At 66.1% G+C, this 15,915-nt stretch carries 15 protein-coding genes; 11 read left to right on the forward strand and 4 right to left on the reverse strand.

Annotation, left to right across the window (positions count from 1 at the left end; genetic code table 11):
• Positions 1-301: 301 nt before the first annotated feature.
• Positions 302-1,012 carry a glutathione S-transferase gene (locus AruCF_RS19000; protein WP_049075308.1) on the reverse strand — a complete coding sequence of 237 codons (711 nt, stop codon included), beginning with the start codon at positions 1,010-1,012 and terminating at the stop codon, positions 302-304.
• 24 nt (positions 1,013-1,036) lie between these two features.
• Positions 1,037-2,245, reverse strand: coding sequence for a GlxA family transcriptional regulator (locus tag AruCF_RS19005; RefSeq protein WP_367644005.1), 1,209 nt, complete (start codon positions 2,243-2,245; stop codon positions 1,037-1,039).
• Between AruCF_RS19005 and AruCF_RS19010 the strand changes: the two genes are divergently transcribed.
• The 7 genes from AruCF_RS19010 to AruCF_RS19040 all read left to right on the forward strand — a co-directional run bounded on the left by AruCF_RS19010 (position 2,244) and on the right by AruCF_RS19040 (position 8,341).
• On the forward strand, positions 2,244-3,299 hold the full coding sequence (locus AruCF_RS19010) for an ABC transporter substrate-binding protein (RefSeq protein WP_049075310.1): 1,056 nt from the start codon (positions 2,244-2,246) through the stop codon (positions 3,297-3,299). The two genes, AruCF_RS19005 and AruCF_RS19010, sit on opposite strands and share 2 nt — an antisense overlap.
• Before the next feature lie 16 nt (positions 3,300-3,315).
• Positions 3,316-4,365 carry an ABC transporter ATP-binding protein gene (locus AruCF_RS19015; protein WP_049075313.1) on the forward strand — a complete coding sequence of 350 codons (1,050 nt, stop codon included), beginning with the start codon at positions 3,316-3,318 and terminating at the stop codon, positions 4,363-4,365.
• Positions 4,362-5,210 (forward strand): ABC transporter permease, encoded by an 849-nt coding sequence (locus AruCF_RS19020; protein WP_049075315.1) that lies wholly within the window; start codon positions 4,362-4,364, stop codon positions 5,208-5,210. The genes AruCF_RS19015 and AruCF_RS19020 overlap by 4 nt, the downstream gene beginning before the upstream one ends.
• Complete coding sequence (locus AruCF_RS19025; RefSeq protein ID WP_049075317.1) at positions 5,207-5,998, forward strand: ABC transporter permease; 792 nt, start codon at positions 5,207-5,209, stop codon at positions 5,996-5,998. The genes AruCF_RS19020 and AruCF_RS19025 overlap by 4 nt, the downstream gene beginning before the upstream one ends.
• A 39-nt stretch (positions 5,999-6,037) precedes the next feature.
• Positions 6,038-7,051 carry a proline racemase family protein gene (locus AruCF_RS19030; RefSeq protein WP_049075320.1) on the forward strand — a complete coding sequence of 338 codons (1,014 nt, stop codon included), beginning with the start codon at positions 6,038-6,040 and terminating at the stop codon, positions 7,049-7,051.
• A gap of 392 nt (positions 7,052-7,443) precedes the next feature.
• On the forward strand, positions 7,444-7,917 hold the full coding sequence (locus tag AruCF_RS19035; RefSeq protein WP_080977465.1) for a type II toxin-antitoxin system RelE/ParE family toxin: 474 nt from the start codon (positions 7,444-7,446) through the stop codon (positions 7,915-7,917).
• Positions 7,901-8,341 carry a CBS domain-containing protein gene (locus AruCF_RS19040; RefSeq protein ID WP_049075321.1) on the forward strand — a complete coding sequence of 147 codons (441 nt, stop codon included), beginning with the start codon at positions 7,901-7,903 and terminating at the stop codon, positions 8,339-8,341. The genes AruCF_RS19035 and AruCF_RS19040 overlap by 17 nt, the downstream gene beginning before the upstream one ends.
• Before the next feature lie 33 nt (positions 8,342-8,374).
• Here the strand turns inward: AruCF_RS19040 and AruCF_RS19045 are convergent, their stop codons facing one another.
• On the reverse strand, positions 8,375-9,139 hold the full coding sequence (locus tag AruCF_RS19045; RefSeq protein WP_049075322.1) for a TSUP family transporter: 765 nt from the start codon (positions 9,137-9,139) through the stop codon (positions 8,375-8,377).
• 290 nt (positions 9,140-9,429) lie between these two features.
• Here AruCF_RS19045 and AruCF_RS19050 point away from each other — a divergent pair, with 290 nt between their 5' ends.
• From AruCF_RS19050 to AruCF_RS19065, 4 genes are all read left to right on the forward strand, one after another.
• The gene (locus AruCF_RS19050; protein ID WP_049075323.1) at positions 9,430-10,314 is read left to right on the forward strand and encodes an FxLYD domain-containing protein; all 885 of its coding nucleotides are present in this window, start codon (positions 9,430-9,432) and stop codon (positions 10,312-10,314) included.
• Between the two features lie 46 nt (positions 10,315-10,360).
• Positions 10,361-11,203: an FxLYD domain-containing protein gene (locus AruCF_RS19055; RefSeq protein ID WP_235432685.1), complete on the forward strand. Its 843-nt coding sequence runs from the start codon at positions 10,361-10,363 to the stop codon at positions 11,201-11,203.
• 329 nt (positions 11,204-11,532) lie between these two features.
• Positions 11,533-14,124: a bifunctional aconitate hydratase 2/2-methylisocitrate dehydratase gene (acnB, locus tag AruCF_RS19060; protein WP_049075327.1), complete on the forward strand. Its 2,592-nt coding sequence runs from the start codon at positions 11,533-11,535 to the stop codon at positions 14,122-14,124.
• Between the two features lie 229 nt (positions 14,125-14,353).
• On the forward strand, positions 14,354-14,953 hold the full coding sequence (locus AruCF_RS19065) for a transglycosylase SLT domain-containing protein (protein ID WP_083036826.1): 600 nt from the start codon (positions 14,354-14,356) through the stop codon (positions 14,951-14,953).
• A 70-nt stretch (positions 14,954-15,023) separates the two neighbouring features.
• Here AruCF_RS19065 and AruCF_RS19070 read toward each other — a convergent pair whose 3' ends face one another.
• Positions 15,024-15,683 (reverse strand): thiopurine S-methyltransferase, encoded by a 660-nt coding sequence (locus AruCF_RS19070; RefSeq protein WP_049075336.1) that lies wholly within the window; start codon positions 15,681-15,683, stop codon positions 15,024-15,026.
• Positions 15,684-15,915 lie beyond the last annotated feature (232 nt).

Below are 15,915 nucleotides of genomic sequence, written 5' to 3' on the forward strand. Positions count from 1 at the left end.
AAAGGAAGAATGTATCCAGTCGAAAATATTTAATCCTAAAAATGAGGCGTTCTCAATATATTCATCAGCGACTTGTCAAAAAAACCCGACGACCGCTATTGCACAGGGTTTCACGATTAACCCGAGCCGCCATCGCGGTATTAATCAGGGTTAATACGAATCCGCCCCCGTATTTTCAGATGAATTTCAGAATCGGTACCCGCCAATAATGGGGCCAACCTTGACGACGGCCCATCCAAGCCAGACGAAAGCTGGCGCACACGCAGGCTCCGCGGATTCGATGGAGAATCGGAATCGTCAGTTATTCCGCGTCCAGCTCTCGATAATGGCGGAATATGCCTTCGCCGAACGGCAGGCGCCGGCCACTGCTGAAATACGCCTGCAGGGCCGGCAGTTCGGCGACGCGCCGATGCAAGGCCATGACCTTGGGGAATCTGGCCGCCTGCGTTCCCATGCGGCGCGGGAAGGCATAAAGCAGGCCGTCGACCAGATGGAACAGCGACAGGTCGGCATAACTCCAGCGCTTGCCACCGGCGAGCCAGGCGTCCTGCCCGGCCAGCACCCGCTCAAAGTAGCCCAGGTACTTCGGAATGCGTGCTTCGCGAAAATCGCGGGCGCGCCGCGCCGCCTCTTCTTTCTGGTCTTCGTAATAGTCACTCGACGAGATCGGATGATGGGTATCGTGCGCCTCGGCCACCATATCGGCGATGGTCAGCTGCAATTGATTCACCCACAGGCGTCCTTCGACACTGGCCGGCGCCAGGCCGTGCTTTTCACCGAGAAACAGCAGGATATTGGCGGTTTGCGCCAGGGTCATTTTCCCGGCCACCAGATAAGGCGGCGCAAACGGCGGATGCTTGCGGTCGGACAGCATGTCCTTGACCAGCGCGTCTTCGTCCATGCCCGGCTCGCGCGCGCGTTCGCGATAGGGAATCCCCCCGGCCTCCAGCGCCAGGCGCACGAATTCCCCACGTCCGGGTATGCCGTCCCAATACCAAAGGTCGTATGTCATGCCGCTCTCCTTGCGGGCGCAAGGCTACGCGGGAAAGACGCTGATCTCGCCTTCGTGCCGCGCGGCCTGCCGCCCGTGGCTTTGTTGAAACTGGCGTGGGGATTGCCCGAAATGCGCGCGGAAATCGCGTGAAAAATGCGCGCCGTCGGCAAATCCGCAATCCAGCGCGATTTGCGTGATGCTGCAGGCATTATTAAGCAACAACCAGCTGCCATATTCCAGTCGCAGTTGCCGCTGGAATGCCATTGGCGACATCCCGGTGGCCTGGCGGAAGGCCCGTTCCAATTGGCGCCGGCCCACGCCGACATACCGCGCAATGGCGTCCAGCGGCGGCGGATTGTCGATGCGCTGCTCGATGAAATGCGCCGCCTGGCGCACCCGCAGATCCTGGATGCCGGACAGGTCGGTGCGGAAATGCGCCTGCGGCACGCGGCCCGGCCGCGCGCCCTGCAGCATCATGTGACGCATGGCCTGCTGGGCCTTGTCGCGGCCGCAGTGGCGCGCCACCAGATACAGGCCCAGGTCGATGGCGGCGGTGGAGCCGGCGCAGGAAATCAGGTCGCCTTCATCGACGAACAGGCGGTCGACCACCGCGCGGGTCGCGGGAAAGCGCTCGCGGAAGGTTTCCAGCACATTCCAGTGCACGCACACCGTGCGCGGCCCGATCACGTCGGCCTGCGCCAGCGCGAAGGTGCCGGTGCAGATGCCCAGCAGCCGCACCCGCAGCGCCGCCGCCCGCCGCAACCAATCGCGCAGCGGTCCGGGCATGCGCCCGCTGGAATAGTCGTTGCCGCCGCAGATGGCGATGTAGTTGAACTGCGCCGGGTCGTCGGGCAGGCCGGCCTCCACCTCGATAGTCAGGCCGGCGCTGGAGCAGCGCGGCTTGCCATCCCAGCTCATCACCCGCCACGCGGTGTGGATCTGGCGGCTGCGGCCGCCATGGTCGCCGGCCAGCCGCAACACGTCGACGAAACCGGCGAACGCCGCCAGCGTGAACTGGTCCAGCAGCACGATGCCGATGGTCAGGGCGGGTTTTCCCTGAGGCAGGTGTGCTTCGCCGTCTTCATAGGAGAGCGGCAAGGACGGGGGTGGCGCGGCGACGGACATGACGCAATTATTCAAATTTATGTCCCGCGCCTTCAAGCTCGTTTTCCCGAGCATCGCCCAAGATGCGCCTGTGGTACTTGAGTCAATGAATCGCGGATCGACAAATCTACAAGGGGAATCCGACATGGCAACAAACACCCGCAGCGCGCTGGGCGCGGCGGCGCTCGGCGCGGGGCTGCTCCTGGCTTCGCACGCGGCGCTGGCGCAGCAGCAGAAAATCACCGTCGCCTGGTACGGCGGCAACTGGGGCGAGGCGTTCCGCGCCTGCGTGGCCGAGCCCTTCACCAAAGCCACCGGCGTCACCGTGGTGCCGGAAGTCGGCACCTCCACCACCACGCTGGCCAAGCTGCAGCAGCAGAAGGGCGCGCCGACCATCGACGTGGCCTGGATGGACGGCGGCATCAGCGAGCTGGCGCAGCAGGCCGGCGTGCTGGACGCGCTGGACGCCGGCGCCATTCCCAACCTGAAGAACGTCATCGAGCAGGGCGTGTACCGCGACGGCAATGCCGCCTTCGCGGTCAGCACCGGCTATTACTCGCTCGGCATCACCTACAGCACCAAGGAAGTGACACAGCCGCCGACCAGCTGGAAGGACCTGTGGAAGCCCGAGTATGCCGGCGCGGTGGCGGTGCCCTCGCCCGCCAACTCGTCGGGCGTGCCGTTCATCTTCTTCCTGGCGCGGGTGTGGGCGATCGACCCGTCGAACCTGGCGCCGCTCTATGCCAAGCTGGCCTCGCTGGACACCGCGCTGTTCTTCGACAGCTCGGGCGCGGCCACCAACGCCTTCCAGAGCGGCGAAGCGGTGATCGGCGCGCACTTCAACGTCGGCGCCTGGGACCTGATCGACAAGGGCCTGCCGATCGGCTTCACCGTGCCCAAGGAAGGCGTTTGGGCCACCGACGCCCGCCTGCACCTGGTCAAGGGCGCGCCCAACAAGGCCGCAGCGCAGAAGTTCATCGACACCGCGCTGACGCCGGACGCGGCCGCCTGCCTGGCGACCAGGCTGTACCTGGGCCCGGCGGTCAAGGACGTGCAGGTCTCCAAGGACGTCGCCCGCAAGCTGCCCTGGGGCGCGGAAGGCTCGGTCAAGAACCTGAGCCTGTTCGACTGGAACATCATCAACGCCCGCCGCGCCGAGGTCACCGACGCGTGGAACCGGCAGGTCGCCCGCAAGCGCTGAGCAAGGTCCGTTCCCCATGTCCGCTTTGCTCACCATCGAAGGCGTGTCGATGCGCTTCGGCGCCTACCAGGCGCTGGATCGCATCGACCTGGCGATCCAGCAGGGAGAGTTCGTGGCGCTGCTGGGCCCCAGCGGCTGCGGCAAGACCACGCTGCTCAAGTCGATCGCCGGTTTCCTGCAGCCGGAATCGGGCCGCATCCTGATCGACGGCCAGGACGTCAGCCGCCTGCCGGCGCATCGCCGCCCGCTCAATACCGTGTTCCAGAACTATGCGCTGTTCCCGCACATGACGGTGCTGGAGAACGTCGCCTATGGTCCGCGGCGCCAGGGCGCCTCGAAGGCGCAGGCGGCGGAACGCGCCCGGGATGCGCTGGACATGGTCGGCCTGGCCGACTTCGGCCCGCGCTATCCCCGCGAAATGTCCGGCGGCCAGCAGCAGCGCGTGGCGCTGGCGCGCGCCATCGTCAACCAGCCCAAGCTGCTGTTGCTGGACGAGCCGCTGTCGGCGCTGGACCTGAAGCTGCGCAAGCGCATGCAGCTCGAACTCAAGCATCTGCAGGCCCGCCTCGGCATCGCCTTCATCTTCGTGACGCATGACCAGGAAGAAGCGATGACCATGGCGGACCGCGTCGTGGTCATGCACGCCGGCCGCATCGAGCAGGTCGGCGCCGGCACCGACATCTACCGCCAGCCGGCCACGCGCTTCGTCGCCGAGTTCATCGGCGATGCCAACTTCATCGCCTATACGGTGGCCGATGACGGCGCCCTGATGCTGGATGCCCAGGGCCTGCGCGTGCCGCTCGCCCAACGTCCGGCGACGGCGCGCGGCCTGGCCGTGCTGCGGCCCGAGGACCTGAAGCTGTGCGAGCGCGCCGACGCCATGCTGACCGGCACCGTGAGCGACGTGATCAATGTGGGCAGCCACAGCATGATCCACGTCGACATCGGCGGCCAGACCCTGGTGGCGCGCCACGGCGGCCTCGCGCCCGGCGGCCTGCATGCCGGCGGCGAGGTGACGCTGGCGTTCGCGCCCGCACACCTGCACCTGATCGGCGGCCAGCCATGACGCGGCGCGCCTGGCTCTCCCCCGGCCTGCTGCTGGCGGCCCCGGTGCTGTTCTTCGCGGCCTTCTTCCTGGCGCCGCTGGCGGTGGTGGCGCTGGCCAGCGCCACCGGCGGGCCGGACGGCCTGACGCCGACGCTCGCGCAGTACACCAAGGTGCTGGCCGACCAGTACCACTGGGACGTGATCCTGGTGACATTCCGGCTGGCCCTGTTCACCACCCTCGCTTGCCTGGTGCTGGGCTATCCGCTGGCCTGGTACCTGGTGCGCGTGGTGCGCTGGCAGGCCTGGCGCCGCGCCTGCGTGATCCTGCTGGTGGTGCCGCTGTTCACCAGCAACATCGTGCGCGCCTTCGGCTGGATGGTGCTGCTGGGCCGCAACGGCCTGGTCAACCAGGGCTTGATGGCCACCGGCGCGGTGGACCGGCCGATGCGCTTCATCGGCACCGAACTCGGCATCCTGATCGGCATGGTTTACGTGCTGCTGCCGTTCGTGGTGCTGGCGGTGGGCAATGCGCTGGCGCGGGTCGATCCGGCCTGCGAGCAGGCCTCGGCCGACCTGGGCGCGAGCCCGGCGGCGACCTTCCTGCACGTGACCTGGCCGCTGACGCTGCCCGGCGTGGTGTCGGGCGCCATCATCGTCTTCACGCTGGCGGTCAGCGCCTACGTGACGCCGGCGCTGCTGTCGGGCGGCCGCGTCACGGTGCTGTCGATGCTGATCTTCCAGCAATACAGCACGGTGTTCGATTTCCACTACGGCGGCGCGCTGAGCATGGTGCTGCTGGTCTTCACCCTGATCCTGGTGGCGCTGGCCAATCGCGCCGCCACCTTGCCGGGAGCCGCGCGATGATCGCCCGCCACCTGATCCGCCTGACCGCGCTGGCCGTGCTGGCCTACCTGGCGCTGCCGCTCGTGGTGATCCTGGGCGCGTCGTTCACCGCCACGCCTTACCTGGCGTTCCCGCCGCAAGGCTGGACGCTGGAGTGGTACCGCACCTTGCTGGTCGAGGCCGGCTATGTGGCCGCGTTCACCACCAGCACGGTGCTGGCGCTGTCCGCCACGGTGGCGGCGGTGCTGCTGACGGTGCCGGCGGCGCTGGCGCTGGCGCGCTACGCGTTTCCGGGCAAGGCCGCGCTGACCTCGGTGCTGATGTCGCCGCTGGTGCTGCCGCACATCGTGCTGGGCGCCGCGCTGCTGCAGTTCGGCGCGTACTTCGGCCTGACCCGCAGCTTCCTGTCGCTCCTGATCGGCCACGTCGTGATCATCGCGCCGTTCGTGCTGCGCTCCACCCTGACGCTGCTCACGCCGGAACAGCGCGCGCTGGAGGAAGCCTCGGCCGACCTGGGCGCCAACCCCTGGACCACATTCTTCCTGGTGGTGCTGCCGCAGATCCGTTCGGGCATCGTGACCGGTTCGATCTTCGCCTTCATCTCGTCATGGATCAATGTGGAGCTGTCGATTTTCAACACCACGGCGGACCTGAACACCATCCCCGTGAAGCTTTTCAACTACGTGCAATACACGATTGATCCGACCATCGCAGCCGTATCGGGCGCCACGATCGTGGCTGCGGTCGTCGCCATCGTGATCCTGGATTTGACCGTCGGGCTGGACATGCTGTCCGAACGCGGCAAATAACTTTCCTCTTCCCCCTATCTACCGCCTGGAGTCACTGTCATGCGCAAGCAAGACGCGTTCGATGTCATCTATACCCATACGGAAGGCGAGCCCCTGTGTATCGTCCACAGCGGCATTCCGTACCCTGCCGGTTCCACCATCCTGGAAAAGCGCGCGTTCCTGGAGCAGCACTACGACTGGCTGCGCAAGGCACTGATGCGCGAGCCGCGCGGCCACAAGGACATGTTCGGCGTGTTCCTCACGCCGCCGTCCAGCCCCGAGTACGACGCCGGCCTGATCTACATCGACGGCACCGAGTATTCGCACATGTGCGGCCACGGCACCATCGCGGTCAGCATGGCCATGGTGGCCAACGGCCTGGTGCCGCGCGGCCAGGACGGCATCACCCGCATCCGCTTCGAGACCACCGCCGGCCTGGTGGTGTCGGAAGTGGCCTCGGAAGGCGACAACGTGCTGTGGACGCGCTTCGAGAACGTGCCGGCCTACGTCGCCGCGCAGGACATTCCGGTGGAACTGCCGGGCTACGGCAAGCTGTCGGCCGACATCGTCTGGGGCGGCAACTACTTCGGCATCGTCGACCTGTCGAACTGCGACCTGCGCATCTCGCCGGACAACGGCACCGAGCTGTCTCGCATGGGCCTGATCGTGCGCGACCAGCTCAATGCCCGCCAGCGCATCCAGCATCCGACCGAAGCGCACATCAACAACCTGAACTTCATTACGTTCTGGCACCAGCCCACGATCGAGGGCGCGTTCTACAAGAACGTGCACGTGTTCAGCGCCGGCCAGCTCGACCGCTCGCCCGGCGGCACCGGCACCAGCGCGATGATGGCCATGTTCGAAGCGCGCGGCAAGATGGGCCTGAACCAGCCGATCAAGTCCGAAGGCCTGCTGGGCAGTGGCACCTTCGAGGGCTGCCTGCTGGGCGAGGTCGACCTGAACGGCACCCGCGCGGTGCGGCCGACGGTGAAGGGCACGGCCAGCATCCTGGGCACGGCGCGCTGGGTCATCGACAAGAATGATCCGGTGGGCGCCGGGTTCCTGATCCGCTGAGAAGGTGCGGCGGCCGGCGTGGGCTGGCCGCCCACCGCCGCCGAGCGCTTGGCGAAAGATAGGACGAGAGGAATGGTCTAAAGGACTTGTCGCGTCGTCGTGCCGCACATAGGCTATCCAGGTCGCCCACGCCTTTGGAATTCTCTACATGCCACGCCGTCCAACGCCATCCCAACAGCCCGCCATACGGGAACACTGCCAATCGGATCCGCCCCCAGAGCTGCCGCCTCCCTATCTACCCAGCGTCGATCAGCGGGACGAAAACGCCTGGCTCAAGCGGCTCGAAGCGATAAGCCGGGCCAGCAAGGCGGATCCATCCCGCCTGCTCACCCCTGGCGAGGTTCTGGCTGCGCTCGCCGCGGAGCGCGCCAGACGACCTTCAGGCCGCTGACATGTTCCGCGTCGTGTTCACGCCGGACGCGCTCCGCGACATCGTCAACATGCAACGGTATTTCAGCCCGGCCGGGACTTCCGCAACAGCGGACGGCTATGTCGACGGCGTGATCCAGGCCTGCCTGGACCTGGCCCATTTTCCAAGACGCGGAGCGCGGCGCCATGCCGCCAACCCCAATCTTCGCTTCCTGCATCATCAGAAGCGATGCACCATCGCCTACTCCGTGAACGATGACGGGTCCGTGACCATTATGGGCGTGTTCTATGGCGGCCGCGACTATAGCCACCTGCTCCACGAACCTGCCAGGCCATACCGCCTGAGAACCCACCGGAAACTTGCGGCAATCCCGTCGCCGGGCTTAGGATGGAGCTACGGCCAGACCATGCGCCGGCGCAAGGCATCCGGCGCGGGCTCTAGCCGGCGCTTGAACCTTGCCAGCGATTCGGGAGCACATCGTGAAGAAAGTTGCTGAGATTCTGAGGGAAAAGGCCAACCCGCCGGTCGTGACCGTCTCGCCGGACTCGTCCGTGTATGACGCCATCAAGACCATGGCCGAACGCAGCATCGGCGCCGTGGTGGTGGCGGAGGGCGACGAGGTGCTGGGCATGCTCACCGAGCGCGACTACGCCCGCAAGATCGTGCTGCAGGATCGCTCGTCGCGCACCACCAAGGTTCGCGAGATCATGACCGACTCGGTCTTCTACGTGCGCCCGGAAGACACACGTGAACACTGCATGGCGCTGATGACCGAGCGCCACTTCCGCCACCTTCCCGTCATCCAGGACAAGAAACTGGTGGGTCTGGTGTCCATCGGCGACCTGGTCAAGGACGTCATGAGCGAACAGAAGTTCATCATCACCGAGCTCGAGCGCTACATCTCGGGCGAACACGGCTGAGCGCCCGCGCCAGCGGCGGCGGATTCCTCGCGGTTAACCCGCCGCGAGGAGCCGCGACGCCGGCACCACCAGGCCCAGCCCGGCCGCCAGCAGCAGCACGAACACCATCCGCTTGACGGTCTTCATCGACCCGGCGGTGGCATAGCGGCGCGCCACCCACGTCACCCCGATCACCACGGGCAGGGCTTGCAGGCTCAGCCAGAACGAGCTCGCCATGAAGGCGCCTTGCCCCGTCACCAGCGCCAGGCGGACCACCGCGTTCAGCGAAAACAGCACCAACAGGCTGTTGCGGATGGAAGCCAGCGGCAGCGGCTGGCGGTACAGGTGATAGACCATGGGCGGCCCGGCGCTCGAAAACAGGCCGCCCAGCACGCCCGAGACCCCGCCGAAGAACAGGAAAGACGCGCGCGACGAGAGACGCGCCAGGGGCTGGGTACGCGCCACCAGCAACACGGCGCAGGCCATGATGGTGACTCCCAGCAGCAATTGCAGCAACACCGCCATGGCCCCGCTGATCCAGGCGAGCGCGGCCACGCCCACCGCCACGCCCGCCAGGCTGCTGAGCAGCGCCGGCGCCATCAACGGCCAGTTGACCTGCGGCTTGGCTCGCGCCAGCGTGACCACCGCATTCACCAGCGACAGGACGCTGACCACGTTGGCGACCTCGGATACGGATGCCAGCTGGAACACGCCGGACAGCCCCAACAGCACCAGGCCGAAGGCAAAGCCCGTCATGGTCTGGGCGTAGGTCGCCAGCGCCACGCAGGCGAGGAACAACACGTGTTGGAGGATGCTCATGCTGGGACGGAGCCTGACCTGCCTCGGCTCGGCCCCGCCGCGAAAGATCGCGGCCTGAAGCGGAACGACTGGGGAACGGCGTATTCAAGAGGGGCATTCGACGCCGGCGATGATAGCACCGGGCCAGGGGCCGTCCGGGCATTTCGCCTACATTTTGTAATAATCAGATGCGCTCATGCACCCCGCCGCCCGCGCCCGGCCGCTATCCTTGCGGCCCAGTAAGCCCGCCGCGCCCGGCTCGGCCGCGCCATCCCGGCGCCGCCCCGGACGCGGTCCGCCTGTCTCCACGCATGACGCCCAAACAGACCACGATCAACACGGTGACGCTGACCTGCTCGACTTGCGGCAGCGCCCAGTTCACCAAGCTCGACACCAACGAGTACCAGTGCAGCCATTGCCACGCGGTCACCCTGGTTGAAGACAACGTCGCCCAGCGCCTGGAGAAGATCCTGCGCGGAATGCAGCAACCGGCGCCCGCCGCCAGGCTGCAACCGGCCGCGGTGGCCGCGATCGTGCTGGCGGTGCTCGCCGCGATCCTGGTGCCGCTCGCGACTTCCTTGTTCAACACTGGCTCCTCGACCCGCTCGCCTTCGCGCGCGGCGCCCCCGCCCATCGATGCCGCGCTGGTCAAGCTGACGGATGTGCAGGAAGTTCGCGCACGCGGCCGCAACCAGCTGGTGATGCTGATGCGCAACGAGACCGGCAAGAAGATCGACGCGCCGCGCGTCACCGCCACGTTCTACCAGGGCGAGCTGACCCTGTCCTCTTCCTCGGGTTCGCCGATGGCGCGCACCCTGCTGCCTGGTGAATACACGCCGGTGACGATTTCCCTGCCCGATACCGCCTACAGCCGCTACACCCTAAAGCCGGCCACGCCGTCGCTGGCGCACAGCAGCGCCCGCGAGGTCGCCGCCGACAAGGTGCAGTTGGTGCGCAACGATGGCGCCTACCGTCTGGTGGGCCTGCTGCGCAACAAGGGCAGTGTCGCCGCCAGCAGCACCCAGGTGACGGTGATGCTGTACGACGAGGACGGCAAGCTGATCGGCACCGGCAATGGCTACGGTTCGGCCAGTCCGCTCGCCCCCGGCGCGCTGACCTCGTTCGATGTGCGCTGCGACATGCTGGCCGAAGGCAAGGTCGGATCCTACGATTACATGGTGCAAAGTGAAGGCTGACCGTTCCCCCGCGCGGCCCCTGTCGCGGCCTGCCCGGGTCGGGCTGGTGCTGATTATCGTCGCCGCTGGCGGCTACGCCCTGGCCAAGTACAACGGCCTGCTGCCCTGGGACGCGCCCAAGACCGTCCAGGCCGCGCCGGCGCCCGCCGCCTCGGCGCCGGTTTCCCCAGACCCCGCCAGCCGCATCGTGCGTGTCAGCCCCGCCAATCCCCGCATCATCGACGACGTGCGATTGACCACGGCCGAACTGCTCGATCCGGACTTCGCCCTCTTCGATCCGGCGGCGCTGACCTTATCCCCGCCGCGCCGCCTGCTCGACGAGATCGAGCGCCCGCTGCTGCTGGCCGAGGTGGTCAACCGCAGCGACAAGTACGTAGCGTTGTCGCCGGGTATGGAGATCTCGGTGTTCGACGGATCGCGCCCCCTGCGTCTGCGCCAGGAATGGTCGCCGCCGGCCATGCTCTATCCCGGCGAGCGCATTCCGGTACTGTTGAACGGCGAGAATTTCGAGCGCTATTCCGAGGTCAAGACCCACTGGAAGCCGGCCAAGCGCGCGGCCCTGCCCGGCTCGCGCCCGGCGTTGGACATCAGCGTCGAGAACACCGAGGCCGGCATCGGCACCGGCACCCTGAACTTCACCTACCGCTACCGCTACAAGTACGTCACGGTGCATGGCCGGGTGCGCAACAACGACAGCGCCGAAATCGACAACGTCAAGGTCTGGGTCAGCCTCTACGACGCCCAGGACAAGCTGACCGGCGCGCGCTATTCGGAGCTGCGCCTGCCCAAGCTCAAGCCGGGTGAAAGCGCCCCGTTCCAGTTGGACGTCAAGCAGTACGGCGCCAACTTCGCCCGGGTGGGCGTGGTGTACGACGCCAAGGCCAACTGATCGCGCGCCCGGCGGTCCGCCGCCAGAGCCTTCTCATTTATCAGCGCAGGCTTGCTTCACCCAAGCGCGAGCGCGGATGCGGGGCTGGCAGCCCCGCCCGCGACTGCCCTGCCGCAGTCTCGCACCGGCGTGCCGAGACCTGAATCGACCCCGTTTTTACCCCTGATGGACCGTCCCGCTCCACATCGCCCCTCGCCCGGCGTGGCCCGCAGGCAACGGCTATCAACCCAAGTCTTATATAAGATATAAGACATTTGCTTGCGCCCCCCTCTTCCCTCTACAATTCCGGCGACAACCCTTCTTCCAACCCGACTTTGAGCAGGCCTCACATGCTGGATACTTACCGCCAACACGTTGCCGAACGCGCGGCCCTGGGGATTCCCCCGCTGCCCCTGACGGCAAAACAAACCGCTGAACTGATCGAACTGCTGAAGAACCCGCCCGCGGGCGAAGAGCAGAACCTGGTCGATCTGCTGACCCACCGTGTTCCGGCCGGCGTGGACGATGCCGCCAAGGTCAAGGCCTCGTACCTGGCCGCCGTGGCCCTGGGCACCGAAGCTTGTGCCCTGATCAGCCGCGCCAAGGCGACCGAACTGCTCGGCACCATGCTGGGCGGCTACAACATTGGCCCGCTGGTCCAACTGCTCGACGACAAGGAAATCGGCACCATCGCCGCCGACGCCCTGAAAAAGACCCTGCTGATGTTCGACGCCTTCCATGACGTGAAGGAAAAGGCCGACAAGGGCAACGCCAACGCCAAGTCCGTGCTGCAGAGCTGGGCCGACGCCGAATGGTTCACCAGCCGTCCGGAACTGCCCGAAAGCCTGACTATCACGGTCTTCAAGGTGCCCGGCGAAACCAACACCGACGACCTGTCGCCGGCCCCGGACGCCACCACCCGCCCCGACATCCCGATGCACGCCCTGGCGATGCTCAAGAACAAGCGCGACGGCGCCGCGTTCGAACCGGAAGAAGACGGCAAGCGCGGCCCGGTCAAGTTCATCGAGTCGCTCAAGGACAAGGGTCACCTGGTCGCCTACGTCGGCGACGTGGTCGGCACCGGCTCCTCGCGCAAGTCGGCCACCAACTCGGTGCTGTGGTTCACCGGCGAAGACATCCCCTTCGTGCCGAACAAGCGTTTCGGCGGCGTGTGCCTGGGCAACAAGATCGCCCCGATCTTCTACAACACCATGGAAGACGCCGGCGCCCTGCCGATCGAACTCGACGTTTCCAAGATGGAAATGGGCGACGTGGTCGAATTGCGCCCCTATGAAGGCAAGGCGATCAAGAACGGCGAAGTCATCGCCGAATTCGAAGTCAAATCCGACGTGCTGTTCGACGAAGTGCGCGCCGGCGGCCGCATTCCGCTGATCATCGGCCGCGGCCTGACCGCCAAGGCGCGCGAAGCGCTGGGCCTGCCGCCGTCGACGCTGTTCCGCCTGCCCAAGGACCCGGCCGATACCGGCAAGGGCTTCTCGCTGGCCCAGAAGATGGTCGGTCGCGCCTGCGGCCTGCCGGAAGGCCGCGGCATCCGCCCGGGCACCTACTGCGAACCGAAGATGACCTCGGTCGGCAGCCAGGACACCACCGGCCCCATGACCCGCGACGAGCTCAAGGACCTGGCCTGCCTGGGCTTCTCGGCCGACCTGGTGATGCAGTCGTTCTGCCACACCGCCGCCTACCCCAAGCCCGTGGACGTCAAGACGCACCACACGCTGCCCGAGTTCATCAGCACCCGCGGCGGCGTCTCGCTGCGTCCGGGCGACGGCGTGATCCACTCGTGGCTGAACCGCATGCTGTTGCCCGACACCGTCGGCACCGGCGGCGACTCGCACACCCGCTTCCCCATCGGCATTTCGTTCCCGGCCGGCTCGGGCCTGGTCGCCTTCGCCGCCGCCACCGGCGTGATGCCGCTGGACATGCCGGAATCGGTGCTGGTCCGCTTCAAGGGCAAGCTGCAGCCCGGCGTCACCCTGCGTGACCTGGTCAACGCCATTCCGCTGTACGCCATCAAGCAGGGCCTGCTGACGGTCGCCAAGCAAGGCAAGAAGAACATCTTCTCCGGCCGCATCCTGGAAATCGAAGGCCTGCCCGACCTGAAGGTCGAGCAAGCCTTCGAACTGTCGGACGCCTCGGCAGAGCGTTCGGCCGCCGGCTGCTCGGTGCGCCTGAACAAGGAACCGATCATCGAGTACATCAACAGCAACATCGTGATGCTCAAATGGATGATCGCCAACGGCTACGAAGACGAGCGCACGCTGGGCCGCCGCATCAAGGCGATGGAAGCGTGGCTGGCCAATCCGCAGTTGCTGGAACCGGACGCCGACGCCGAATACGCCGCCGTCATCGAGATCGACCTGGCCGACGTGCACGAGCCCATCGTGGCCTGCCCGAACGACCCCGACGACGTCAAGACGCTGTCGGAAGTCGCCGGCGCCAAGATCGACGAAGTGTTCATCGGCAGCTGCATGACCAACATCGGCCACTTCCGCGCGGCGTCCAAGCTGCTCGAAGGCAAGCGCGACATCCCGGTCAAGCTGTGGGTGGCCCCGCCCACCAAGATGGATGCCACGCAACTGACCGAGGAAGGCCACTACGGCGTGTTCGGCACGGCCGGCGCCCGCACCGAAATGCCGGGCTGCTCGCTGTGCATGGGCAACCAGGCGCAGGTCCGCGAAGGCGCGACGGTGATGTCCACCAGCACCCGCAACTTCCCGAACCGCCTGGGCAAGAACACCAACGTGTACCTGGGTTCGGCCGAACTGGCCGCGATCTGCTCGAAGCTGGGCCGTATCCCGACCAAGGACGAGTACATGGCCGACATGGGCGTCATCAACAAGAGCGGCGACCAGATCTACCAGTACCTGAACTTCGACAAGATCGCCGACTACAAGGACGTGGCAGACGTGATCGAGGTGTAACCTCGCCACGCAGGCCCCCCTGTGACACGGCCCCGGAGCGATCCGGGGCCGTTTTCATTTGGGGCGCCAAAGCGGCAAACCGCCCGAGAGATCTCAGGCCTGAGCGGCGCGATGTGAATAAAAAAAATCGGGGGCGGAACTTTCCCACCGATACGTTTTCATACAATCACTGCAAATCGTGACACGCAAAACGTAACCGCCGCCCGCCGGCGCCTGGAGAAGACCACCAATGACACGGCTCTTGATGCCGCTGCCGCTGCTGGCCGCGCTTGCCGGCTGCGCCACCGCCCCGCCGTCGAATCCGGAGAACATCTGCGCCATCTTCCGCGAGAAGCCGGACTGGCACGACGCCGCGCTCAAGGTGCAGAAGAAATGGGGCGCGCCGGTGCCGGTGCCGATGGCGATGATGTACCAGGAGTCCAGCTTCAAGCAGGACGCGGTGCCGCCGCGCTACTACTTCCTGGGCATCATCCCGTGGGGCCGCGTCAGTTCCGCCTATGGCTACGCCCAGGCCAAGGACGAGACCTGGGACGAATACAAGAAGGATGCCGGCGGCTGGGGCTCCAGCCGTGACAATTTCGCTGACGCACTGGATTTCATGGGCTGGTACATGAACAAGACCCAGCGCCTGAACGGCATCTCCAAGTCCGACGCCTATGGCCAGTACCTGAACTACCATGAAGGCTGGACCGGATACCGCAATCGGAGCTACGACCGCAAGGCATGGCTGAAGACGGTGTCAAGGAAAGTGCAGGCGCGCGCCGACAAATTCGCCAGCCAGTACAAGAGCTGCGAGAAGGACCTGACGCGAGGCGGCTGGTTCTTCTGAACCGCCGGGCCGGGCGCGAGGCAAGGCGGCAGGCCGCCCTGCCCCAGCGGTGGCGCCGCCGGGCCGCGCCTCAGGCCTGCACGCCCAGCCGATAGACGACCGTATCCAACCGGCTCACGCCGCGTTCGGCGAACTTGGGTTCCTTGGCCAGGATGTCGCGGCGATCGATGATCACCGCGGGCGCGACGCCGCTGAACAGCGTCCGCATTTCACTGTCCAATACCGCGAAGGGCGGCCCGTCCATCTCTTCCTGCGGATAATCGAGGGTGATCAGCAGGCCGCGATAACCAGGGGCAAGTTGCCCGTAGACGTGGCGTACGTACTCGCCCCGCATCTCCCTGGGCAGCGCGACCAGCGCCGCGCGGTCGTAGGCGCCGACGCAATGCGACAGCAGCGGCGCATCGAGCTTGAAGATGTCGCCGCGGATGATTTCGATATTGCCCGCCACATAGTGGCTGCCGTAGGCACTTTCGTGAATCAAGGGCTTGAGTTCGTTCTCGACGAAGAACTGCTCGACCGCCAGTTGCGACAGTTCCACGCCCAGCACCTGGAAGCCTTGCGCCGCCAGCCAGACCATGTCCAGCGACTTGCCACACAAGGGCACAAGCACCTTGCCGCCCGCGGGCACCGAGAGTGTCGGCCAGTATTTCTGCAGCAGCGGCGTCACTCGTGTTTGATGAAAATGCGTGCGCCCGTCGCGCCAGCGTTCCAACCAGAATTCCGCGTCCATGTTTGTTCTTATCCTCCGGAAAATAGCGAATCGCGTGATTCGCGGCAGCGCCGCGCGCCGGTGCGCGGCCTGGCAATCACCTCTTTGATGCTACCTGTCCGCGACCGGAACCACCCTGCGAACAAGCGCCAGAAAGGCGTGCTTACCGCTGCCCGGCGGCGGCAGCGCCCCGGTCGGGCGCCGGTTTTCTCATTGTAGTGATCCTGGCAATTTCGGCAGCGGGCCCGCGCCT

This window comes from Achromobacter ruhlandii, assembly GCF_002082135.1.
GTDB classification, from domain to species: domain Bacteria; phylum Pseudomonadota; class Gammaproteobacteria; order Burkholderiales; family Burkholderiaceae_B; genus Achromobacter; species Achromobacter ruhlandii.

Coding starts and splice junctions, on each gene's coding strand:
- acnB (WP_049075327.1), top strand. CDS start 11,533: ATGCTGGATACTTACCGCCAACACGTTGCCGAACGCGCGGCCCTGGGG.
- AruCF_RS19015 (WP_049075313.1), top strand. CDS start 3,316: ATGTCCGCTTTGCTCACCATCGAAGGCGTGTCGATGCGCTTCGGCGCC.
- AruCF_RS19045 (WP_049075322.1), bottom strand. CDS start 9,139: ATGAGCATCCTCCAACACGTGTTGTTCCTCGCCTGCGTGGCGCTGGCG.
- AruCF_RS19035 (WP_080977465.1), top strand. CDS start 7,444: ATGTTCCGCGTCGTGTTCACGCCGGACGCGCTCCGCGACATCGTCAAC.
- AruCF_RS19070 (WP_049075336.1), bottom strand. CDS start 15,683: ATGGACGCGGAATTCTGGTTGGAACGCTGGCGCGACGGGCGCACGCAT.
- AruCF_RS19065 (WP_083036826.1), top strand. CDS start 14,354: ATGACACGGCTCTTGATGCCGCTGCCGCTGCTGGCCGCGCTTGCCGGC.
- AruCF_RS19000 (WP_049075308.1), bottom strand. CDS start 1,012: ATGACATACGACCTTTGGTATTGGGACGGCATACCCGGACGTGGGGAA.
- AruCF_RS19020 (WP_049075315.1), top strand. CDS start 4,362: ATGACGCGGCGCGCCTGGCTCTCCCCCGGCCTGCTGCTGGCGGCCCCG.
- AruCF_RS19030 (WP_049075320.1), top strand. CDS start 6,038: ATGCGCAAGCAAGACGCGTTCGATGTCATCTATACCCATACGGAAGGC.
- AruCF_RS19025 (WP_049075317.1), top strand. CDS start 5,207: ATGATCGCCCGCCACCTGATCCGCCTGACCGCGCTGGCCGTGCTGGCC.
- AruCF_RS19050 (WP_049075323.1), top strand. CDS start 9,430: ATGACGCCCAAACAGACCACGATCAACACGGTGACGCTGACCTGCTCG.
- AruCF_RS19005 (WP_367644005.1), bottom strand. CDS start 2,245: ATGTCGGATTCCCCTTGTAGATTTGTCGATCCGCGATTCATTGACTCA.
- AruCF_RS19010 (WP_049075310.1), top strand. CDS start 2,244: ATGGCAACAAACACCCGCAGCGCGCTGGGCGCGGCGGCGCTCGGCGCG.